Origin of the sequence: Treponema saccharophilum DSM 2985, assembly GCF_000255555.1 — a bacterium.
In the GTDB taxonomy this organism is placed as follows: Bacteria; Spirochaetota; Spirochaetia; order Treponematales; family Treponemataceae; genus Treponema_D; species Treponema_D saccharophilum.
Genome location: NZ_AGRW01000044.1, coordinates 1 through 21,158 on the forward strand (window position 1 = coordinate 1; position 21,158 = coordinate 21,158).

18 protein-coding genes are annotated in these 21,158 nt (G+C 55.6%); 15 read left to right on the top strand and 3 right to left on the bottom strand.

Annotated elements, in window-relative coordinates; all coding sequences use genetic code 11:
* Positions 1 to 5: 5 nt before the first annotated feature.
* Complete coding sequence (locus TRESADRAFT_RS06135) at positions 6 to 158, top strand: IS3 family transposase (RefSeq protein ID WP_425358243.1); 153 nt, start codon at positions 6 to 8, stop codon at positions 156 to 158.
* A 70-nt stretch (positions 159 to 228) separates the two neighbouring features.
* On the opposite strand, the gene TRESADRAFT_RS06140 is transcribed toward TRESADRAFT_RS06135, so the two are convergent.
* Positions 229 to 1,764 (bottom strand): hypothetical protein, encoded by a 1,536-nt coding sequence (locus tag TRESADRAFT_RS06140; protein ID WP_002703882.1) that lies wholly within the window; start codon positions 1,762 to 1,764, stop codon positions 229 to 231.
* A 65-nt stretch (positions 1,765 to 1,829) separates the two neighbouring features.
* Between TRESADRAFT_RS06140 and lepB the strand changes: the two genes are divergently transcribed.
* From lepB to TRESADRAFT_RS06205, 13 genes are all read left to right on the top strand, one after another.
* Positions 1,830 to 2,396 carry a signal peptidase I gene (lepB, locus tag TRESADRAFT_RS06145; RefSeq protein WP_002703883.1) on the top strand — a complete coding sequence of 189 codons (567 nt, stop codon included), beginning with the start codon at positions 1,830 to 1,832 and terminating at the stop codon, positions 2,394 to 2,396.
* Entirely contained in the window at positions 2,387 to 4,324 is a 1,938-nt protein-coding gene (locus tag TRESADRAFT_RS06150; protein WP_002703884.1) for a penicillin-binding protein, read from the top strand. Before lepB ends, TRESADRAFT_RS06150 begins: the two co-directional genes overlap by 10 nt.
* 3 nt (positions 4,325 to 4,327) lie before the next feature.
* Positions 4,328 to 5,863: a motility associated factor glycosyltransferase family protein gene (locus TRESADRAFT_RS06155; RefSeq protein WP_040842407.1), complete on the top strand. Its 1,536-nt coding sequence runs from the start codon at positions 4,328 to 4,330 to the stop codon at positions 5,861 to 5,863.
* Between the two features lie 281 nt (positions 5,864 to 6,144).
* Complete coding sequence (locus tag TRESADRAFT_RS06160; protein ID WP_002703886.1) at positions 6,145 to 6,792, top strand: TVP38/TMEM64 family protein; 648 nt, start codon at positions 6,145 to 6,147, stop codon at positions 6,790 to 6,792.
* 54 nt (positions 6,793 to 6,846) lie between these two features.
* A complete protein-coding gene (locus TRESADRAFT_RS06165; protein ID WP_002703887.1) occupies positions 6,847 to 7,605 on the top strand; it encodes a CDP-alcohol phosphatidyltransferase family protein in 759 nt (252 codons plus the stop codon).
* 12 nt (positions 7,606 to 7,617) lie between these two features.
* Positions 7,618 to 8,517, top strand: coding sequence for a phosphatidylserine decarboxylase (locus tag TRESADRAFT_RS06170; protein WP_002703888.1), 900 nt, complete (start codon positions 7,618 to 7,620; stop codon positions 8,515 to 8,517).
* Positions 8,518 to 8,644: 127 nt separating this feature from the next.
* A complete protein-coding gene (locus TRESADRAFT_RS06175; RefSeq protein WP_002703890.1) occupies positions 8,645 to 10,135 on the top strand; it encodes a glycine--tRNA ligase in 1,491 nt (496 codons plus the stop codon).
* 272 nt (positions 10,136 to 10,407) lie between these two features.
* On the top strand, positions 10,408 to 11,178 hold the full coding sequence (locus TRESADRAFT_RS06180) for an aldo/keto reductase (protein WP_002703891.1): 771 nt from the start codon (positions 10,408 to 10,410) through the stop codon (positions 11,176 to 11,178).
* Between the two features lie 166 nt (positions 11,179 to 11,344).
* Positions 11,345 to 12,814 (top strand): SWIM zinc finger family protein, encoded by a 1,470-nt coding sequence (locus TRESADRAFT_RS06185; protein WP_002703892.1) that lies wholly within the window; start codon positions 11,345 to 11,347, stop codon positions 12,812 to 12,814.
* A gap of 39 nt (positions 12,815 to 12,853) precedes the next feature.
* Positions 12,854 to 13,582 carry a hypothetical protein gene (locus tag TRESADRAFT_RS15040; protein WP_002703893.1) on the top strand — a complete coding sequence of 243 codons (729 nt, stop codon included), beginning with the start codon at positions 12,854 to 12,856 and terminating at the stop codon, positions 13,580 to 13,582.
* A gap of 41 nt (positions 13,583 to 13,623) precedes the next feature.
* Complete coding sequence (locus TRESADRAFT_RS06195) at positions 13,624 to 14,709, top strand: AAA family ATPase (RefSeq protein WP_002703894.1); 1,086 nt, start codon at positions 13,624 to 13,626, stop codon at positions 14,707 to 14,709.
* Positions 14,709 to 17,009, top strand: coding sequence for a DUF5682 family protein (locus tag TRESADRAFT_RS06200; RefSeq protein ID WP_002703895.1), 2,301 nt, complete (start codon positions 14,709 to 14,711; stop codon positions 17,007 to 17,009). Before TRESADRAFT_RS06195 ends, TRESADRAFT_RS06200 begins: the two co-directional genes overlap by 1 nt.
* A 9-nt stretch (positions 17,010 to 17,018) precedes the next feature.
* Positions 17,019 to 18,194, top strand: a complete 1,176-nt coding sequence (locus TRESADRAFT_RS06205; protein WP_002703896.1) for a VWA domain-containing protein — start codon at positions 17,019 to 17,021, stop codon at positions 18,192 to 18,194.
* Between the two features lie 60 nt (positions 18,195 to 18,254).
* Here the strand turns inward: TRESADRAFT_RS06205 and TRESADRAFT_RS06210 are convergent, their stop codons facing one another.
* On the bottom strand, positions 18,255 to 19,547 hold the full coding sequence (locus TRESADRAFT_RS06210) for an HD-GYP domain-containing protein (RefSeq protein ID WP_002703897.1): 1,293 nt from the start codon (positions 19,545 to 19,547) through the stop codon (positions 18,255 to 18,257).
* Between the two features lie 92 nt (positions 19,548 to 19,639).
* On the opposite strand from TRESADRAFT_RS06210, the gene TRESADRAFT_RS06215 reads away from it, so the two are divergent.
* Positions 19,640 to 20,350 (top strand): zinc metallopeptidase, encoded by a 711-nt coding sequence (locus TRESADRAFT_RS06215; protein ID WP_002703898.1) that lies wholly within the window; start codon positions 19,640 to 19,642, stop codon positions 20,348 to 20,350.
* 8 nt (positions 20,351 to 20,358) lie between these two features.
* Here the strand turns inward: TRESADRAFT_RS06215 and TRESADRAFT_RS06220 are convergent, their stop codons facing one another.
* Positions 20,359 to 21,126: a TIGR02757 family protein gene (locus tag TRESADRAFT_RS06220; RefSeq protein ID WP_002703900.1), complete on the bottom strand. Its 768-nt coding sequence runs from the start codon at positions 21,124 to 21,126 to the stop codon at positions 20,359 to 20,361.
* Positions 21,127 to 21,158: the final 32 nt, after the last annotated feature.

The window sequence follows — 21,158 nt, forward strand, 5'->3', positions numbered from 1 at the left end:
CAGAATTGCTTTATCCAAATAAATATACTGACATTGAAGTTTTCAAAAAGGATTTAATCGATTACATTGATTATTATAACAACAGACGGATTAAGTTAAAATTAAAAGGACTCAGCCCTGTTGATTACAGAACTAAGTCCTTTAAGTCCGTTAGTTAAAGTGTCCAATAAATGGGGTACACTTCATTCCTTTTATGGGGCCGCGCGGGGATTTTCTTTTTCGTTCCCGTTATTTCTGAAGGAAATTCTGCATCAGGTTCACGAAAAGGTATATTTTCTTGTAGATGTCGACGGCAAGCTCGTTCAGCGGCGTCTCGGCGAATCGGTCGATTTCCTTCCAGTTCGAGACAAGCTCGCCCCGCGGCTTTTTGTAGTCCTCGATAAGGGCTTTCGTGCTTTTCGCGAAGACAATCATCGCCTTCGTCGTGTTCACAAGATACGTCTTCGCCATCGAGTTGCTGTCCTTTATCGTCGTCTTGATGATTCCCTTCGCCTCCTTGTCGCGGTCAATCCTCGGCAAAAGCGTCTTGAGCTTCGCACCGAAGTCCCCGCCCTCCTCGTTGTGCTTCTGGTCGAACGCGGATATTTTGTCCGCCAAATCCATCATCGCGTGGAACGCGTCGCTCATCGTCTGCGAAAGCTGCGGGTTCGTCCATTTTCCGCGGATGAGGACGAGGTCGGCGTACGTGCGGACGTCCCTCTTCACGAATTCGATGAGGAAGAAGCGCATGTAGTTGAGCGGCTTTGCGTACTCGAATCCGGGAAGCCCCCGCTTGAGGAACGTCTCGCTCGCCTGTTCTGTGTAGTATTTGAGGGAAAAAATGGAGGTCGTGTTGAAAATCTGCGTCAGGAGGCTGTCTATTTTTGAATTCATCTGCTCGGATTCGAGCTTGCGTATCGTTAGCTGCGCCTGCGTCCTGATTTTGTCGATGTAGCTTTCGACAATCTGCTCGTGCTTCTCCTCGATTACGACAGAATAGGTCGGGTCTTTCGTCGTCAGCTGGATTATCATCTCGATTACCTGCTCCGACCTGATTTGGTTGAGCCTCGTGACGATTTTGTTCCACTGGTTCGGCTTCATCGGCTCGACGCCCTTCATCACCTTGAACATCTGCATCATGTCGCTCCAGTCGGAATCGAGCGGGAGCGCCCATGCCACCGTAAGGAAGTCCTTCAGGTCCTCGGAGACGTAGCTGGCGTCAATCGGGTTGAATTTCGGCGTCTTGCTGAAGTCGCCCTCCCTCATCGTGGAGTCGAATTTCTTCAGCATGAAGTAGAAATCGAACGTGCAGAACTGCTTGAATTTCATCAGCTTCGTGTAAAGCGTGTCGATTTTCTGGATTTTTTCCTTGTCGAAGTCTGCGGAAAGCTTGTCGATGTCGGTCTTTATCTGCTTTTTGAGCTGGTTGAAGTCCATGTTCCGCGACATCGTCGTTATGGATTCCTCCGTCAGCTCCTCAAGTATCCGCTTCTGCTCCTCTGTCAGGGCGTAGTCAACTACCATCATCTTGTACGAGTTCGGATTCTGCTGGTTGTTGAACGAGAGCTGGCAGCCGACCACCGCTTTGTATATCTCGTAGAATAATTTCGGGAACGCAGGCAGAAGCTGGTCAGCGCTATGCTTGTAGAATTTCCATTTCGTCTTTGAGAGTGACTTTGCTATTTGCTTGAGCAGTTTTTTCTTTTCCGCCTCGGGGTCCTTTTTGTTGAAAAGTGAGCCGAAGATTCGCTGGAGAAACGACTCTCCTGAAGATGAGTTTGACATTCTTTTACTATGCAAAAATATCATTCTTCTGTCAATGAATCCGCATATATTGTAGAATACGGCGTATGTCCGAATCATTTTCGCAGGATACCCCGGATTCCCGGAAGTCTGCCCGCCGTCCGTCCGTCGCGCTGATTGTGTGCGCGGGAATCGCGCTCGGCGTTTTCCTCAAGCTTTTCGTCGTCGATTTTCTTCACGTGTCCGGCCGCTCGATGGTTCCGTCGATACAGGACGGCGAGACCATCGTCGTGAGCAAACTGCGGTACGGAATCGTCATGCCGTACGGGGACAAGCTCCTTTTGCGCTGGTCGGAGCCGTGCCGCGGGGATGTCGTCATCTATCTGTACGAGAACAAGCAGGTCGTGAAAAGATGCGTCGCCGTGGGCGGGGATTCGCTTTCCGTGTCGCGCTCGGCCGACAATGACTTGTTCGGCGAATTCGGTTATACTCTCGAAGTCTGCGGCAGCAGAATCCCCCTGAACGAGACGCAGTTCAAGAACCTGTCTGGCGTATCGTCCGTTCCGGAGGGGTACGTGCTCGCCGTCGGTGACAATTACGGGGAATCCCTCGATTCCCGGAATTACGGGTTCGTTCCCGTTTACAATATCCTTGGAAAAGTTTTATGCAAGTAAACGGATACATCAAGAAATGGCCGATGGTCGCCATAATAGCGCTGACGACGCTTTTCTCGCTTGTCATTATCGTCAAATTCGGAGTCTATTCGTTCTCCGGCTCGTCATCCTCGCAGGGAAGCGTCATCGCCTCCTCCCCGCAGCAGAATCAGCAGGCGCCGCAGAAGGTTCCTTCCGGCGACAACATACACCGCGGCTCTATTTTCGACAGAAACGGGAAGGCGCTTGCTGTGGCGACGAACTACTACCATTTCGGCGTTACGCCGTCGGCAATCAGGAACCCGCAGATATTCGCCAAGATTGTGTCGCCGATTCTCGGCGAGACGGAAAAGTCGATTCTCAAAATACTGAGCGAGAACGCAAAGGCGAGCTTCGTCTACATAAAGAAAAAAATCGACCAGACGACATACGAGGATTTGCGCAGGATGTGCGAGAAGAACGGCTACACGACCGCCGTCGTCCGCTACGACAAAATTCCCGGGCGCGTCTATCCCGAGAACGATTTGGCGTCGCAGCTCATCGGCTTCATGGGCGCGGAGGGGCGCGGGCTTGCGGGAATCGAGTATTCGATGCAGGACACGCTCTCGCCGATGACGGGAATCCGCGGCGAGGAGATTCAGGGAAAGAACATCTACCTCACGATAGACGCGAACCTCCAGTCGCAGCTTGAGAAGATAGCGATGGACGCGATGGAGAGCACGCAGGCGGAGTCGATGATGCTCGTCGCCGCGGACGCGAAGAACGGCGAGATTCTTTCCTACATAAGCTATCCTTCCGTGAACCTCAACGAATATACGTCGGCGACGAAGGAGCAGATGATGGACCGCCCCGCCGCGGAAAGCTACGAGCCCGGTTCCGTGTTCAAGATATTCTCCGTCGCGTCGTTCCTCGATGAGGGCGTCATAAAGCCGGACGAGGTTTTCGTGTGCGACGGGACGTACGAGAAAAAGACGAATTCGGGGGAGAGAATCAGGATAACGTGCCTCGGCCAGCACGGTTCGGTGACGGCGCGCGAGGCGCTAAAGTATTCGTGCAACGACGCGCTCGCGCAGATGAGCGAGAAAATCGAGTCGGAGATTTTCCTGAAGAAGCTCCGGTCGTTCGGGTTCGGGGCGAAGACGGGCGTGGAGCTTCCGGGGGAGACGGCCGGCTCGCTGAAGAATACGAGCGACAGGTATTGGTCCGCGCGCTCGAAGCCGACGATTGCAATCGGGCAGGAAATAGGCGTCAGCGCGCTTCAGATGGTTCAGGCGGCGACGGTTCTCGCGAACGGGGGCGTTCCCGTGCAGCTTTCGTTCATCAGCAAAATCGTCAATTCCCGCGGCGAGGAGGAATTCGTCCACGAGCCAGTCCGGAAAAACCGCGTCATAAGGGAATCGACCGCTAAATACCTGCTCAACTGCATGGAGACGGTCGCGCAGAGCGGAACGGGAATCCGCTCGCAGATTGACGACGTGTCCATCGGCGTGAAGACGGGAACCGCACAGATGGCGGACATAAAGACGGGCGGCTACAGCGACACGGATTTCCTTTCCAACTGCATCGCCGTTTTTCCCGTCGAGAATCCCGAGATAATCCTCTATATCGTAATCGAGAAGGCGAAGGGCGAGACGTATGCCGGAAGAATCGTCGCGCCGGTCATAAAGAAGGCGGCGAACGTGATAATCGACCAGCTCGGGATGAGCAGGAAGGGCGCGTCGAGCCTCGCTCATTCGGGCGTCATATCGATTTCGCGGGATCCGCCCGTCGTGATAAAGGACAAGCTCCCGAATTTCAAGGGGATGTCGAAGAGGCAGATTCTTCCACTGTTCGAGCAGAAGAACCTGCACATAAAGATAACGGGGAACGGTGGATGGGTCGTCGACCAGAAGCCGCCCGCAGGAACAAAAGTCACCAATGATATGGAAATCGAGCTCGTGTTCGAGTAGGGAATGATGAACGAAATCTGGCAGAAGAACATAACGCTTTTTCTTTCGCGTTTTCCCGCGCTTGCCGGTTATCTCGGCGTAGGCGAGGGCAGCCTTACGGTCGGCGGCGGGCCGAACCCCGAATACCTCCTTTCCGCATCCGAGCTTGAGATTGTCCCGTCCCGCCGCGGGAACATGCCGACGGCGCGCGCGAAGGACGGCGACGGAAAGTCGCGGATGCTCCATTCCTTGTACGACCCCGTCCGGGAAGCCGAGCAGGCTGCCGATTCCGTGAAGAAGACGAACCCGGATTCCCGCGCGTGCGCTTTTTTTTCGTTCGGGCTGGGGTATCCTGTCGTCGCGTATGCCCGGAAATTCCCCGATGACGCGCTGATAGTCGTGGAGCCGAACCCGAAGGCGTTTTTCACGGCGCTTTCCGCGATAGACTGGTCGCCCGTCTTCAATATGCGCGACGTGACGTTCGCAATCGCGACGGGTGCGGATGTCGTCGTCTCGCTTCTTGAGCGTGCCGGCGGGCTTCTTTCCGTCGCGCTTTTTCAGAACCAGGCGCACACGATGCACGCGTCCGCCTATTATTGCGCGCTTTCATCGCAAATCGAGCGGAACCGCGACAAGGAGAGAATAAACGCCGCGACGTTCAGGCGGTTCTCCGCGCTGTGGAAGAAGAACATCGGGATGAATTCCTCCGTGATAAACGCGCGCGTCTCGTCGCTGTCGGATTTCGTCTCAAAAAATAAAGAATCGTTTTCGGGGCGGCCGTTCGTCGTCGTGGCCGCGGGACCGTCTCTTTCTGAAATACTGCCGCACCTTAAAGAAATGGGGCGGCGCGCATTCATCGTCGCGGTCGATACGGCGCTCCGCTCGTGCCTCGATTATGGGGTCGAGCCTGATTTCGTCGTGCTCTGCGACCCGCAGTTCTACGCGTACAGGCATATCGCGGGGCTTTCGTCCCCGTCCAGCGTCCTCGTCACCGAGGCTGCCGTCTATCCTCCAGCGCTCCGATTCCGCTGCCGGGAAATCGTGATGTGCGCCTCGAACTGCCCGCTTGAGATGATGGCGGAGAAGGGGCTCGTCGACGGCGAATTCGTCCGCGAGGACAGAAAGCGCGGAATCCTTAGCTCTGGCGGCTCCGTCTCGACTACCGCGTGGGAATTTGCCCGCGTCGCCGGCGCGTCCGAAATCTACATGGCGGGGCTTGACCTCGGCTATCCCGAAAACGAGACGCACGTGCGCGGCTCGACGTTCGAGGAGCTGGCGCATTCCGTCTCGTCGCGGCTTTTTCCTGCGGAGACGTTCGGCGCGGGCGCTCTTTTCGGCGCGAACATGATGTGGGCGGAAGATTACGGCGGACGGAAAATCCTCACGGACAACAGGATGAAGATGTTCGCGTGGTGGTTCGAGAGCCGCTGCACGTCGTATCCAAAGCTGCGCACCTATTCGATGTCGTCGCGCTCGCTCAAAATTCCGGGAATAACCGTGCGCACTCGCGAAGAATTTTTTGAAAATACTAAAGATTTCAGAGCCGTCTCCGAAAATTAAAATGTACCGGGTGGAGCAGAGCGTTCTCCGACATCCAGACGCTTTGTTCTGCGACGATGTGCGCAGGAATCGTAGCTGTGAATGCGGTTCCTGCAAGCAACGACGGTTCTCCATGATTGAAGGCGAAGAGTGTGTAAGGCTTTTCGCCTTTTTTTTTCGCCGCCCTGCTTTTTCGCGGATGCGCCGGGCTGTTTTATTGAGATTGATGGCGAAATCTGTTATTTTTATTGGAACTGCCCGGAAAAACGTTTTTCCGGTGGATTTATTGTTCAGGTTTGGGTATGAGTCAGAATATCGCTGAGAAAATGAATGACGAGGAGGAACCTTTTGAGAAGCCGACGTTCCTCGACAAGAACGGCCGGCTTGCAAAACGTATTTTCGCGGGAATCTTCGTCGTTTTTTTTGTCGCGCTCGGCAGTTTCCTTGCCTACCAGTATTCAATCGGGTCTTTCAAAAATCCGGATTCGTTCAGGGAATACATAAAATCTTTCGGATATTTCGGCCCCGTCGCGCTGACCGTGTTCCAGTGCTTCAAGGTTTTCTACGCAGTAATCCCCGGCGCGCTCGGATGCGTCGCAGGCGCCGCCATGTTCGGCTCTGTCGGCGGCTTCGTGTGCAACTACATCGGCATCTGCACCGGCTCGATTCTGGCGTTCCTCCTTTCTCGCAAGATGGGGTTCTCTCTCATGCGCCTTATTTTCTCGGAAAAGAAAATCCGCTCGTACAAGCGCTGGATGAACCGCTACACGAAGCATTACCACATTTTTTTGTGGATTGCCATCTGCCTTCCGATTTCTCCTGACGATTTCCTGTGCTATTTCACGGGACTGACTCAGATGAAAATAAAAAAGTTCGTCATTATAATTCTGACGGCGAAACCGTGGGCGATTCTCGCCTACAGCCTTATCTTTGGGAATCTTTTTGAATAGAAACAGCAGGTTTTTCCTGTGACGTTCTTTCACTAGAAAAGGAGAGTCAAATAAATGTTGCTTGGGGTTTACAATTACACAGTCATATTGACGTACATCGGGATGATTTTCTCGTTCGCGGGAATCCATTTCGTGTTCTCGAACTCTGACAGAAGTTTCATACTCGCGCTTCTGTGCCTGATGGTCGCGGGTGTGATGGACATGTTCGACGGGAAGGTCGCTTCCACGAAGAAGAACCGCACCGACGACGAGAAGCTTTTCGGAATCCAGATAGATTCGATGGCCGACATCATAAGCTACGGCGTTTTCCCGTCGCTTATCGTCTACAAGCTTGCAATCGGGGACGCGCAGTATCCGGTGGAGCATCCGTGGCAGGCGCGCGGCGTCATCTGCATCTGCGCAATCTACCTTCTGTGCGCGCTCATCCGCCTGTCGTATTTCAACGTCGACGAGATGAACAGGCAGAAGAAGACGAGCGAGTCCCGCCATGAGTACCGGGGGCTTCCCGTCACGAGCGTGGCGATTGTCCTTCCCGCTGTTTTCATCATCTCGTATTTCGCGGGAAGCGCGCGCCCGCCGATTCAGCCCGCGGCAATTCTCCTTATGGTGATGGCGTTGGCGTTCATCTCCCCGTTCAGGCTTCCGAAGCCGGCGCTCGCGGGAAAAATCGTGATGATTATCATCGGGCTTGCCGAGCTTGCGCTCCTCATGCTCGGAAAATCTTACTGCGTCCCGACGACGGACAAAGACCCCTCCGTCGTGTTCGAGAATACTGCCGTAATCGAGGACGACGCGTCTTCCGCCGAAAACTGAGGGGGACAGCCGATGGAAAAAGAGAAAAACGCTGGCGGGAACGACGGCTCCGTCGAATTCCTGTGCAGGAACCCGTTCGGGCGCTGCATCCTTGAGACGATGCTCGCTCTCCGTGTCCCGAAACTCCTCGGGGCGTTTCTGCGCTCTCCGCTGTCGCATTCGTACATAAAGCCGTTCATCGCGAAGAACGGAATCGACATGTCGGATTTTTCCGATTATGCCGAGGTGAATCCCGCGGGAACGAAACGGTTCCGCTCGTTCAACGATTTCTTCACGAGGAAAAAGCCCGAGTCCGCGCTCTCGTTCGATGCGGAACCGTCGCACCTCATCTCTCCGTGCGACTCTCTCCTTTCCGCGTGCAAAATCGGAAGCGATTCCGTGTTCCGCGTGAAGGGCTTCGACTACGCGCTTTCCGATTTTTTCGGGACGCACGACTTTGACGGGAAATTTCTCGGCGGCGACTGCCTTATATTCCGCCTGTGCGCCACGGATTACCACCGTTTCTGCTATATCGACGGCGGCGTCCACAACGCCGGGGCGGGCGCGAACCACTTCATTCCCGGAAAGCTGTATTCCGTCCAGCCCGTCGCGTGCGAGAATTTCAGGGTTTATGCGAGGAACCGCCGCTCGTGGACGGTTTTCTCGACCGACCATTTCGGGGACGTCGCGCAGATTGAGGTCGGCGCGTTCAGCGTCGGCGGAATCGTGAACCACAAGGGAAAAAATCTTCCGGAACGGTTCGGGCGCGGTGAGGAGAAGGGCTATTTCGACCTTCACGGCTCGACGATTGTGATGCTCTTCGAGAAGGGGAAAATCGAGCTTCTCCCCGAAATCGCGTCGGCCGTCAGCGGCGGCTCCGAATTCCGCGTGAAATACGGCCAGCAGATTGGGACGAAACCGACCGCCGGCTGATGCCGAAAAAGCAGGGATTTTCCCTGCTTTTTTTTGCCGTGGAAACAAACCGATGTCTCTGATACAATTCCCGCATCATTTTTTTCAGCTTCCGCCGCAATCCAGCGACGGGCAAGGAGTTTTTCAAATGGCAAACGAAAAGAAGGCGGCGGACGAGCACGCGTGCACGCTCGACAAAATCATCTCTCTGTGCAAGAGGCGCGGCTTCGTCTATCAGGCTTCCGAGATTTACGGCGGTCAGGCGGGCGCGTGGGATTACGGTCCGCTCGGCGTCGATTTCAAGCGCAACATCCAGAACGCGTGGTGGCATTACATGACGCAGCTCCACGACGATGTTGTCGGTCTCGATTCCGCAATCTTCCAGCACCACACGACATGGAAGGCTTCCGGCCATGTTGACCACTTCTCAGACCCGATGGTTGACTGCCTCGAATGCCAGGCGCGCCACCGCGCCGACAAGCTCATCGAGGATTTCGTCGCCGCGAATCCCGACAAGGCTCCGGGAAAACCCGTCGATACGATGAGCCACGAGGAGATGAAATCGTACATCGACGCGAACATCGACTGCCCGACATGCAAGAGCAAGAACAGGAAATACACGGCTGTCCGCGAGTTCAACCTGATGTTCAAGACGTATCAGGGACCGATTGCCGACGAGAGCCACCTCATCTATCTCCGCCCGGAAACATGCCAGGGCATCTTCACCGACTTCAAGAGCATCGTCCAGTCGAACCGCATGAAGGTTCCGTTCGGTGTCGCGCAGGTCGGAAAATCGTTCCGCAACGAGATAATTTTCAAGAACTTCATCTTCCGCACGTGCGAATTCGAGCAGATGGAGATGGAATATTTCTGCAAGCCTGGAACGGAGGACGAGACGTTCGAGAGATGGCGCAACGAGCGGTGGGGATTCTACCTCAAGTACGGTATCGCCGAGAAGAATCTCAAGTGGCACCACCACGACAAGCTCGCGCACTACGCGAAGGACGCGTACGACATCACGTACAACTTCCCCATCGGATTCGAGGAAATCGAGGGAATCCACTCGCGCACCGACTTCGACCTCTCGCAGCATCAGGAATACTCGAAGAAGGATATGTGCTACATCGACCAGGACGACGGAAACAAAAAATACATTCCGTATGTCGTCGAGACGTCTGCCGGCCTGAACCGCAACTTCCTTATGTTCCTCTGCGAGGCATACGAGGAGGAGAACGTCGGCACTGACGGAAAGGACGATTACCGCACCGTCCTCCACCTCGACCCGCGCCTCGCTCCGATAACGGTCGCCGTTCTCCCGCTCATGAAGAAGGACGGAATCGCCGAGAAGGCGAAGGAAATCCAGCACCTGCTCAAAGAGGATTTCGTCACCGATTTCGATGCGTCTGGCTCCGTCGGAAAGCGCTACAGAAGGCAGGATGAGGTCGGAACACCGTTCTGCGTGACGGTCGACTACGACACAATCCACGAGAAGAAGGACGACGGCTCCGACAATCCCGATTTCGGCTCCGTCACCGTCCGCTTCCGCGACTCGATGCAGCAGGAGCGCGTGAAAATCGACGACCTCGTTCCGTTCATCCAGAAGAAAATCCGCGAGTACAAACCCGTGGAAAAGAAATAACGCCCACTGAACGCGGCTCCCGCGCGCTTTCTCCGTACCGGAAAATCCATGCGGAGAAAGCGCCCCGCAGGAGTTCGCGTCATGTGGTTCAGACGGCACGTTTCCAACGGAAACGAGCATTTTCTGAATCACACGGAGGTTCCGCAGACTCCGTGAAAAACCATGCGGAGGAAAACACGCGGCAGGACGCCGCGTCAGAAAAAATGTGGTTTAAACCGCATGTTTTCGCAGAAAACATGCATTGTTTGAATCACATGGAGGTGATTCAAACAATGGATTACGTCGTTCTCGGCAAGTCGAATCTTCTCGTTTCCCGCACGGCTTTTGGTGCGATGTCCCTCAAGGAGCTTCCGTCGCAGGATGACGCGACGGCGCTCGTGAAGGAGGCTTTCGACGACGGCGTGAACTTTTTCGACACCTCGAAGGCAACTCCCGAAAGCGAGCGCAGGCTCGGGATTGCGATAGAGTCGCTGAAAATCCGCAAGGATGTGATAATCGCGACGAAAACCGCCGCCCATTCCGCCGAGGAAATCGCCGAGGATTTGGACGAGAGCCTCAGGAACCTGCGCGTCGATTACATCGATTTGTATCAGATTGAGAAGCCGGGGCTTCTTCCCAAGCGCGGCGGGGACGACGGCGTCGTCGAGAAGCTTGAGAACCTCAAGAAAGCGGGCGTAATCCGCCATTTCGGCGTCACGACGGAATCGATGGACGTGGCGCATTCCGTTCTTTTTTCCGATGTGGGCTGGGAGACGCTCCAGTATCCGTTCAACATGATTTGCACGGAGGATGTCGTCGAGCTTGTCGAGGAATACGCGAAGGCTGATATCGGCTTTATCGCGATGCGTCCCCTGTGCGGCGGAATCATTGACAACATCCCGCTCGCGCTCGGGTTTCTCCGCCGGTTCGAGAACGTCGTTCCCGTGTGGGGGGCGCGCAATTCCGAGGAGCTCGGGCAAATCCTCTACTTCACGAAAAATCCTCCCCTCGTCGACGAGAAATTCCGCAAGGATGTCGACGAGCGGCGCGAATTCTTCAACTGAAAAACGCGATTCCCGCGATTGTCGTGCAGAAGCGCGAATGCGAAAATTTTTTCTTTGCAAAATTCAAAAAATACCTATAATCGTTTTATGACCTGTTCGTTCTGTTCGGGTCGAAAACAAAACAGTATTTCTATGAAAAAAGTCGCATAGAATACAGGAGCCTGCAATGCTTACAAAAGCGATGATTGAGCAGATGGCGGTGAACGACTCGGCTCTCGCAAACGGGAAGAAACTTGCCGACAAGGGGTGTTTCGCCAATCTGAAGAAAACGGAGGACTCGACGGTTTATTGGGGAGAATGCGCCGGAAGCGGGAAAAATCCGTACCGCACGTCTGTCGACATGTCCGACGAGAAGAAGCTTCCCGTGTGCCGCTGTTCCTGCCCGAGCAGGCAGTTTCCATGCAAGCACGGATTGGCTTTGATGCTCCTCATCGAGCGCGGGGAGACGTTCGAAGTTGACGCGCTTCCGGAGGAGATTGCCGAGAAGAGGGCGAAGGCGGAGGAGCGGGAGACGAAGAAGGCGGAGAAGGCGGCAAAACCGAAGAAGCAGACGGCGTCCTCCATAAAAGCAGCCGAGAAAAAGACGGCGAAGCAGCTCGAGGGGCTTGAGATGGCGCGGAAGATGACTGACGAGCTTATGACGTCGGGACTTGCGACGCTTTCCGGAACGTCCATTCAGAAATTCCGCGACCTCGCGACGGAGCTTTACAACTACGGGCTTCCGGGGCCGCAGCTCATCATGAACCGCATCGCCGAGTCGATGTCGGAGATACAGTTTCGCGGCGAACGGGGGGAAAGCGCCGACGCGAAGATGCTGTACTCGCAGACGCTCAGGTACCTGATAAAACTCAACACCATAATAAAGAAGGGGTGCGCGTTCCTCTCGAAAAAAATAGAGGAGCGGACGTTCGACGACAACAACGACATCCTGTTCGAGGAGCTCGGCGGCATCTGGAAACTTGAGGAGCTTGAGAAGATACAGTCGTTCCGCGACAACGCGCGGTTGGTCGAGCTTTCGTTCGAGGTTGTCGAGGACAGGGTGAAGGACGAATTCCAGTACAAGTCGCACTGCATCGACATGGACACGAAGGAAATCTGCGCGAACATAAGCATGGTTCCCAGCAAGGTTTGGTCGAAAATCAAGATTCCGGACAGCTGCTTCGAGATGCTCCTCATCCCGCGCGTGTACAAATATCCGGGCACGAGCCGCGTGCGCTGGGACAGCTTCACGACGAGGAAGCTGACGGACGAGGACAGGCTTGCCCTGATTTCGTGCGCGGAGGAAAGCTTCGAGTCCGCCGTGAAGAAATTCAAGAACTACATAAAGAACACGCTCCACGAGAAGTCGATGATGATGCTCCTTCCCGTCGCGTCGATAGGAATGGCGGGCGTGAATTTGCTCATCGAGGACGCTGCAGGAACGAGAATCCGCGTTGCCGATGCGCCGCTCGAGAGCGGGACGACCACGAACGCGTACTGCACGACATCGTTCATCGAAAACGCGAAAATAATTCCGGTCGACATGAAAAACGTGGGGGCTGTTTTCGGGAAGATGTTCTACGACGAGCAGCTCGGGGAAATCCGCTTCCATATCCATTCGCTCATCACGAAGGAATACGTCCTCCGCCTGATGTGACGCGAAAAAACACGACTATCGCAAAAAAGAGGAATAAAAATGAATTTGACACCGCTGAACGACCTGAAGGAAAGGCTTGAGAACGCGATATTTGCGGGAACGTCCCTCATAAAGGACGATTTCAGGCTCAAGAAGGCTTACGAGAATTTTCTTCCGCTTTCCGAAGTGAATCCCGTTTTCGCGAAGATAAAGGTGGGGATGGATGCCGTGATGGCGTCGGAAAAGGACAGCCTGAACGCAGCCATCCTCGACGTGCTCAGCCTTATCGATGCCGTCGTCTACACGCAGGCTGAGACGGCGCATGACGAGGGAAAGCTGGAGGAATTCGGGCACGAGGGATTCGCGCAATACCGGGAAATATCGCATTCATCTCTGAAAAAATGGCTCTGCCGGAGTATGAGCGCCCCGCAGAATTTAGCCTGCTATGACGACTACATTCCCGATTTCCGATTCCTGCCGAAATTCCTCAAGCGGCTTGCCGACGGGACGGGAATGTCGGCCGAGCGGCTCAATGCCGAGGGAATTTCTTATGCCAAAGAATTCGCCTGCGCGGGGAAGACGGTTTTCAACGATTTGCCCGTCCTCAAAAAATGGGATTCCGAGACGCTCCTTCAGTTCTATGTGCTCGTCCACATGCTCGACCGGGAAAACGAAAAGCTCCTCAAGAAAATCAAGGCGATGGTTCTGAAGGAAGTGTACAAGTGGGAGCGCCCGTACTACGACGAGACAATCGGGCTTATCGAAAAAAACGGCGGCAGAAGCTGCTGAGAACAAAATCAAAAAACGAATATTAATAAAAGGAGAGAAAAATGAGCGAGAATGTCCTAAGGAAATCGGCTGAGGAGCTGTACCAGGATGAACTCAACGCGCTGATTGCAAACGAGACGAACCCGATTCCCGAAGGCTGGAAGATGTCGCCGAAATCGGTTCTGACATACATCACCGGCGGAAAATGCGGGAATATGGAGATAACCCCGAAATACATCGGAAACAGGCGCCTCGTGGAGGTTGCGATTGCGACACTCGTCACGGACAGGGCGCTTCTTCTCATCGGCGAGCCGGGAACCGCGAAGTCGTGGCTCAGCGAGCATCTTGCCGCCGCGATAAACGGCGACTCGTCGAAGGTCGTTCAGGGAACTGCGGGAACGACGGAGGAGCAAATCCGCTATTCGTGGAACTACGCCATGCTCATCTCGAAAGGCCCGAGCATGGACGCGCTCGTGAAAAGCCCCGTCTACAACGCGATGGAGAGCGGAACGATAGCGCGGTTCGAGGAAATTTCGAGGTGCGCGAGCGAGGTTCAGGATTCGCTTATATCGATACTTTCCGAGAAGAGGATAAGCGTCGCGGAACTTGGCGTGGAGGTTCCCGCGAAGAAGGGATTCTCCGTGATTGCGACCGCGAACACGCGCGACAAGGGCGTCAACTCGATGTCGGCGGCGCTCAAGAGACGGTTCAACATCATCGTACTGCCCGTTCCGAACAACGCGAAGATGGAGATGGACATCATAAAAAGGCGCGTCGGGCAGCTTTCGTCGTCGCTCACGCTCGGCTCGAACATTCCGGACGACAAAATCGTGGAGAAGGTCGTAACCGTTTTCCGCGAGCTGCGGAACGGGAAGACTGAGGACGGAAAGCAGAAGCTCAAGACGACGAGCGGCGTCCTTTCCACGGCGGAGGCGATTTCCCTGCTGACGAATTCGATGGCGCTTGCGGGAAGTTTCGGGACGGGAGCGGTGACGGCGGAGGATTTGGCGGCATCCCTCCAGGGCGCAATCGTCAAGGACGAGGAGAACGACAAAATCGCGTGGACGGAATACCTCGAGAACGTGATGAAGAAGCGCGGAAGCGAATGGGGCGACCTGTACAAAGCGTGCAAGGAGCTGAACAAATAATGCAGGGACCTCTGTATTTCGGTGTGAGGCATCTCTCGCCGGCGGCAGGCGTTGAGGTACGGTCTTTTCTCGATGAAGTGAAGCCGGAGCTTGTCCTCGTCGAAGGACCGTCCGACTTGAGCTACATGATAGACTCGATATGCGACCCGAACGTGAAATTCCCGATTGCAATAATGGCGTACACGGATTGCGCTCCCGTACGCTCGATTCTCTATCCGTTCGCGGAATACTCGCCCGAAATACAGGCAATCCTTTGGGCGAGGCGGAACGGCGCTGGCGTCGCGTTCATGGACCTTCCGTCGTCGTCTTTCCTTGCCCTGCCAGAACCGGACGGGATTGATGAGGATGACGACGAAGATTCCGGGCGGCAGTCCGCGGGGACGACGGAAAGCGTCTACAGGAGGCTTGAGGTCGTCACCGGCGAGAGCCACGAAGGGTGGTGGGAGCGCACCTTCGAGCAGCTCGGGAACACCGGAACGTATCGGGATGCCGTCAACACGTTCGGCAAGGAGATGCGGAAGGCGGAAGGCGGGCGCGGAAAATTCGACGCGGCGGAGACCGTAATCCGCGAGGCGTTCATGAAGCGGAAAATCGCCGACGCGATAAAAAACGGCACGAAGCCCGAGAAAATTGTCTGCGTGTGCGGCGCGTTCCATGTCGGCGGGCTCGAGACGAACGAGCCGATGAGCGACGTGGAGATTGAGAACCTTCCGTCCGTCAACAGCTTCGCCACGCTGATGCCGTACTCGTTTTTCAGGCTTTCGAGCGCGTCAGGATACGGGGCGGGAAACGATTCCCCGTCGTATTACCAGATGATGTTCGAGTCGCTCTCGAAGAAAAAGGGCGGCTCGGGCGAAGACGCGATGAACGATTTTGCGACGAGGTACATCGTCGAGTGCGCCAAGGAGCACCGTGCGGCGGGGAACATCGTCTCGTCGGCTTCCCTCATAGAGGCGTCGAGGCTCGCTCGTGTTCTCGCATCGTTCAGGGGAAGCCGGTACCCGAACAAGGACGACCTCCACGACGCGATGACGGCGACAATCGGCCACGGCGAATTCTCTGAAATCGTCCATGCGACGACGAAGGTGGAAATCCGCCCCGTCATCGGATTCCTTCCGCAGGGCATGAGCAAGACGGCTGTTCAGGACGACTTCAACAGGCAGGTCGAGCGGTTCCGGCTCGGAAAATACAAGAGCGAGGTCTCCTCTATTTTGGAGCTTGACCTGCGCGAGAAACTGTCCGTTCAGTCCGAGGAGGCTGCGTTCCGCGACCTCTACGCGTCGTTCTTTTTGAACCGGCTTCTCGCAATCGGCGTTCATTTTGCGGAGATGCTCGACTCGGGGCAGAGCGGCATGAACTGGAAGGAAACGTGGTCCGTGCAGTGGACGCCTGAAGTCGAGATTCAGATTGTCGAATCTTCCCTGTTCGGCGACTCGGTTGCGAGCGCCTGCTCGCGGAAGCTGAAGGAAAGCGCCGACGAGGCATCGTCGATTGACGAGGCAACGAAGGTGTTCAGGCGTGCGTTCATGTGCGGGCTTCCCGATTTGTGCAGGTACGCGCTCCGGAAAGTCCAGGCGCTTTCCGCGGGGGACAACGCGTTCGGGCAGATTGCCTCGACTGCCGAGCAGCTTTCTCTTGTCGTGCGCTACGGCGACTTGCGGAAATTCGACACGGAACAGCTCCGGCCGATGCTCGAGAAACTCTACCTCCGCTCCGTCCTCATCATGAGGGAAGCGTGCGGATGCGACGACGAGAACGCTCGGGACGTCTGCGACTCGATGAACGCCATCCACACGCTCCAGCTGAACCACGATTACCTTGACGAGCCGCTTCTTCTCGGCGCGCTTGAGGAGATTGCCTCGAAGGACGATTTGAACTGCCGCTGCTCCGGATTCGCGATGTCGATTCTTCTCGAACGGGGAAAATGCGATGCCGGTTTCCTTTCCGCGGAGATTTCGAGGCGGCTTTCGAAGGGAACCCCGCCGGATTTGGCGGCGCTGTGGTTCGAGGGGCTTTCCGCGAAGAATCATTTCACGCTCATCGCGCGCCTTCCGATTTGGGAGCAGCTCAACGATTACATAGACGCGCTCGACGACGAGGAATTCGCGCGGGCGCTCGTCGTCCTCAGGCGCACGTTCTCGGATTTCGGTCAGAACGAGAAATGCGGCATCGCGGAGAACCTCGGGCAGATTTGGGGCGTGGACGGCGGACAAGCCGCGGAAGTTCTCACGCAGACAATCACGGAATCGGACAAGGAGAAGCTCGGCGAGCTGTCCGGCTTCGATTTTGATGATATTTAGGAAGTGAAAATGACACAGGACGAAAAAATAGCGCGCTGGCGGCTGATTCTCGGGAAGGAGTCGGATGAGGCGCTCGGCGGATTTTGCGGCGGCTCTGCAGTCCCGCTCGACAAAAAGCAGTCGCTCATAGACGACACGCTGAGCGCCATATACGGAAAAAACGACGACACCTTGTCGAAGGGGCGTGGAAGGGGGAACGGCCCGTCATCCCCCGTCATATCGAAATGGCTTGGAAACTTGCGGACGCTTTTCGACAACGATACCGTCGTCGTCGTGCAGAACGACGCAATCGAGCGGAAAGGTCTGAAGCAGCTTCTGATGGAGCCGGAGCTGCTCGAGAACCTGGCACCCGACATGAGCATGGCGTCCGTTTTCCTCGAGCTGAAGAACCAGATTCCTGAGAAGTCGAAGGAAAGCGCGCGGCTGTACATAAAGAAAATCGTCGATAAGATAAACGAGCTTCTCTCAACGCAAATTCAGTCGGCGGTCGTTTCCGCGCTCAACAAGAAAAGCCATTCGCCGCTTCCGAGCGCGTCTGCGATAGACTTCAAGTACACGATTGCGAGGAACCTGAAGAATTTCAGCACGGATTTGGGGACGATAATCCCGGAGCATGTCTGGTTCTACGACAGATCGGCGAAAACGAGCAAATGGAACATAATCCTCGACGTCGACCAGAGCGGCTCCATGGGCGACTCCATAATCTTCTCGTCGATAATGGCGTGCATTCTCGCCACGATGAGCAGCGTGAAGACGAACATCGTCGCGTTCGACACCGAGATAATGGACCTGACCGATTTGACTTCCGACCCCGTCGATTTGCTGTTCGGCTTCCAGATGGGCGGCGGGACTGACATTCGCAAATCCCTCGAATACTGCCAGACTCTCGTGACCGACCCGCTCCACACGCTTTTCTTCCTCATCTCCGACCTCGACGAGTACGGAAGCCGCGCGGGGCTTGTCGAAAAGATACGGGAGCTGAAGGAGTCCGGCGTCACGGTCATCGTCCTCCTCGCAATCGAGGACGGAGGGCGCGCCTATTACGACAAGGCGACGGCGGCCGCTGTTGCGGGGCTGTCCGTTCCGTGCTTCGCGTGCCCGCCCGAGCGACTTCCCGAACTTCTCGCCGCCGCGCTGCGGAAAGACGACCTTACGGGATTCGCAAAGACGGGGCAGGAGAAATAAGAATCCTGACCCCAAAAAAACGCCCGGAACTTCATCATATGTTCCGGGCGTTTCGTAATCCTATTTTTTGAGCGCCTTGAGAAGGTCGAGCGTCTCGCTTTTGTTCAGGACGCGTACGATTTTGAGCTTGTCGTTGTCCGTCTGAATCGTCAGCGGGAATCCTGACGCGTTTTTCTCGCCGATAAGCTGGACGATCGGCGTCCGCGGGTCTCCGTTTGCGTCCATGACCTGCGCGACTTTTCCGTTCGCGAGGAACACGTATGCGCCGATGGGGAAGAGTGACACGCTCTGGACGAGCGCCTTTATCACGATGTCGTCGTACTGCTTGTCGTTGTTCCGCAGAAGCTCGATTATCGCCTCGTGCGTGCTTTTCGCGTCTTTGTAATGCCTCGGTGCCGAAATCGCCTCGTACGAGCAGACGACGGAAAGGATTTTCCCGTACAGCGAGATTTTGTCGCCGACGAGCTTTCTCGGATAGCCCATCCCGTTTTCGCGCTCGTGGTGCTCGAAAACGCCGATTGATATCGAAATCGGGAAATCGTTGTCCTGGAGGATGCTGTATCCGATTGTCGTGTGCGTCGAAAGAAGCGCCCGTTCCATCGGGAGAAGCTTCCTGTCGGTGAGGTAGAGCTGCGGCGGGAGCCTAATCTGCCCGATTTCGTGGAGCAGGGCGGCGACGCCAAGCTCTATCAGCTTCGTTTTCTGCATTTTGAGCGTCTGCCCGATGCTGAGCGCGAAAATCGCCGAGCGGAGCGAATGGTTCACGATGAAATTCTTGTCGAACTTCGCGTCCTCCTTCGGCTGGATGCCGAGGATGTACTTCTTGTTTTCCTTGATGAAAGTGTTGAGCGCGTCGACAGCCTCGGAAATCAGCCCGATTTTCAGCTCGCGGTGCGTGACGAATCTCGTGTACACGAACGTGATGTAGTCCATTCCCGCTTCGTAAGCCTTCTCCGCGAATTTTGTCCGCGCCTCTATGTCCGATTCCTGCTGCTCCTTGATTTTCTTGTCGCATTCCTCAACCGTGGTGATGAATTTCCTGTTCGCTTCTACCGCAACTTTGTTCTTCTCGTTCTGCTCGCCGTTCGGCTCTCCGCTCATGACCTCGTCGATGCTTACCGACTCGAACGATTCCGTCTTGACAATCTGCCGCACCTTTTCGAGCGATTCCTCGTCGCGCGTCGATTCCTTGCCGTCGGAGAAGACTTCCTTGAACCCCCATTCGACGAGGGCACTTTTCATCTTGCTGGTGAACGGCATTCCGCTGTCGAGGAGGATGAACTGCTTGTCTATGAAAACCGGCTCGGTGAATGAATGGCCGTCTTTTATATCAGTTATTTTGAATGAACCCATGAAAGTCTCCGCTTACGTTATCGGCATTTGAAGTAAAATGGTTAAGGCGGTACAATCCTACGGAAAAATCAATACCGTCATCTGGAGAGCGTATGTATTTCGATTACACCTACATCATTTTCGTCCTTCCCGCCGTCTTGCTGAGCCTTTGGGCATCGGGCGCGGTGAAATCCCGCTTCGCAAAATACGACCGGGTGAGGAGCCGCAAGGGGCTGACCGGGGCGCAGGCCGCGGAACTTCTCCTCCGCGCCAACGGAATAACGGATGTGCGCATCCGCCGCATATCGGGGGCGCTGACCGACAATTACAACCCGTCGACAAAAATACTGAGCCTGAGCGACTCGACGTTCGCAAGCACCTCCATCGCGGCAATCGGCGTCGCCGCGCACGAGACCGGGCACGCAATACAGCATCACGTCGGCTACGGCCCGCTTGTCCTCCGCGGAACGATGGTTCCCGTCGCGAATATCGGCTCGCGCTTCGGGCCAATTCTCGTCATGGCGGGGCTTGCGATGGGATTCGCCTCCGTTGCCTCGTATTCTCTCGCCCAGCTCATCATGAACGCGGGCATAATCCTTTTCTCCGCCTCAGTCGCGTTCTACATCGTGACGCTCCCCGTCGAATTCGACGCATCCCGCCGCGCGCTCAAAATACTCGGCTCGTCAGGCACGTTCGATTCCGATGAGCTTTCCGGAGCGAGGGCAGTCCTGTGGGCGGCTGCCATGACATACGTCGCGTCCGCGCTCACCGCCGTCGGCTCGCTCGTCCGACTTCTTCTCATCGCGAACAGAAGACGGCGCTGAGATTTTTCCTACCGTTTTTTTTCTTCGTCGACGCCGAGCCCGAACAGCGCGAAATCCCCGCGCACGGGGTCGTCCGGGAACGCTTCCCTGAGCGTTTCCGTGAGCTCCTCCGCCGTTGCGAGTGTCGCCGCGCGCACTTTTCCGCTCCGCGCGGGTTTTATGAGGGAAAGGCGCGTCGATTCCTGCATCACGTGCGTGTCGAGCGGCATGAGCAGGTTTTTCCTGTCGAACCATTTCCATGTTCCGATGTCGACGGGGGAATCCGTCCTGACGAACCACCTGAGCATCATGTTGAGCTTTTTTGCCGCCGATTCCTTTGTGTGCGGGACGAGCGTGCATTCCTCGGGGAATTCACGCGCTATGATTTCGTGGAGATGCCCGTTTTTTCCGGACGATTCCCACTTTTTCCTGAAGAATTCGCCCGGCGTCTCTTCCTCCGAGAGAATTTTTTCTAGCGTCCCGAAGAACAGCACCATCGCGCCGTTCGTGTACGTCCGGTAAAACGATTTTCCGCTTTCCCCGAAGAATTCTTTGTATCCTCCGCCCGTTATCCATCCCGACGGCGAGCTTCCCGTTTCCGCGAGTATTTTCTCCACGTGCGAGAGAATCTGCTCGCGCCGCCCGAACGCGAGGTTTGCCGCGATGAACGCGGCTGTTTCCTTTTCCCGCGCGTCGCCGTATCTGTGCATGAACGACGACGGGTCTCCGACGATGAATTCCTTCGTCTCGTATTTGTCCGCAAGCGCGCGGAGCTTTTCAATCATCTCTTCTGTCATGGCTCAATAGTATCACAACGCGTATCCGTATC

Excerpts from the sequence above, each read along its gene's own strand:
- TRESADRAFT_RS06140 (WP_002703882.1), bottom strand. The coding sequence starts at position 1,764 with ATGTCAAACTCATCTTCAGGAGAGTCGTTTCTCCAGCGAATCTTCGGC.
- TRESADRAFT_RS06200 (WP_002703895.1), top strand. The coding sequence starts at position 14,709 with ATGCAGGGACCTCTGTATTTCGGTGTGAGGCATCTCTCGCCGGCGGCA.
- TRESADRAFT_RS06205 (WP_002703896.1), top strand. The coding sequence starts at position 17,019 with ATGACACAGGACGAAAAAATAGCGCGCTGGCGGCTGATTCTCGGGAAG.
- TRESADRAFT_RS06210 (WP_002703897.1), bottom strand. The coding sequence starts at position 19,547 with ATGGGTTCATTCAAAATAACTGATATAAAAGACGGCCATTCATTCACC.
- TRESADRAFT_RS06220 (WP_002703900.1), bottom strand. The coding sequence starts at position 21,126 with ATGACAGAAGAGATGATTGAAAAGCTCCGCGCGCTTGCGGACAAATAC.
- TRESADRAFT_RS06165 (WP_002703887.1), top strand. The coding sequence starts at position 6,847 with ATGTTGCTTGGGGTTTACAATTACACAGTCATATTGACGTACATCGGG.
- TRESADRAFT_RS06185 (WP_002703892.1), top strand. The coding sequence starts at position 11,345 with ATGCTTACAAAAGCGATGATTGAGCAGATGGCGGTGAACGACTCGGCT.
- TRESADRAFT_RS06215 (WP_002703898.1), top strand. The coding sequence starts at position 19,640 with ATGTATTTCGATTACACCTACATCATTTTCGTCCTTCCCGCCGTCTTG.
- TRESADRAFT_RS06160 (WP_002703886.1), top strand. The coding sequence starts at position 6,145 with ATGAGTCAGAATATCGCTGAGAAAATGAATGACGAGGAGGAACCTTTT.
- TRESADRAFT_RS06175 (WP_002703890.1), top strand. The coding sequence starts at position 8,645 with ATGGCAAACGAAAAGAAGGCGGCGGACGAGCACGCGTGCACGCTCGAC.
- TRESADRAFT_RS15040 (WP_002703893.1), top strand. The coding sequence starts at position 12,854 with ATGAATTTGACACCGCTGAACGACCTGAAGGAAAGGCTTGAGAACGCG.
- lepB (WP_002703883.1), top strand. The coding sequence starts at position 1,830 with ATGTCCGAATCATTTTCGCAGGATACCCCGGATTCCCGGAAGTCTGCC.
- TRESADRAFT_RS06180 (WP_002703891.1), top strand. The coding sequence starts at position 10,408 with ATGGATTACGTCGTTCTCGGCAAGTCGAATCTTCTCGTTTCCCGCACG.
- TRESADRAFT_RS06155 (WP_040842407.1), top strand. The coding sequence starts at position 4,328 with ATGATGAACGAAATCTGGCAGAAGAACATAACGCTTTTTCTTTCGCGT.
- TRESADRAFT_RS06195 (WP_002703894.1), top strand. The coding sequence starts at position 13,624 with ATGAGCGAGAATGTCCTAAGGAAATCGGCTGAGGAGCTGTACCAGGAT.
- TRESADRAFT_RS06170 (WP_002703888.1), top strand. The coding sequence starts at position 7,618 with ATGGAAAAAGAGAAAAACGCTGGCGGGAACGACGGCTCCGTCGAATTC.
- TRESADRAFT_RS06150 (WP_002703884.1), top strand. The coding sequence starts at position 2,387 with ATGCAAGTAAACGGATACATCAAGAAATGGCCGATGGTCGCCATAATA.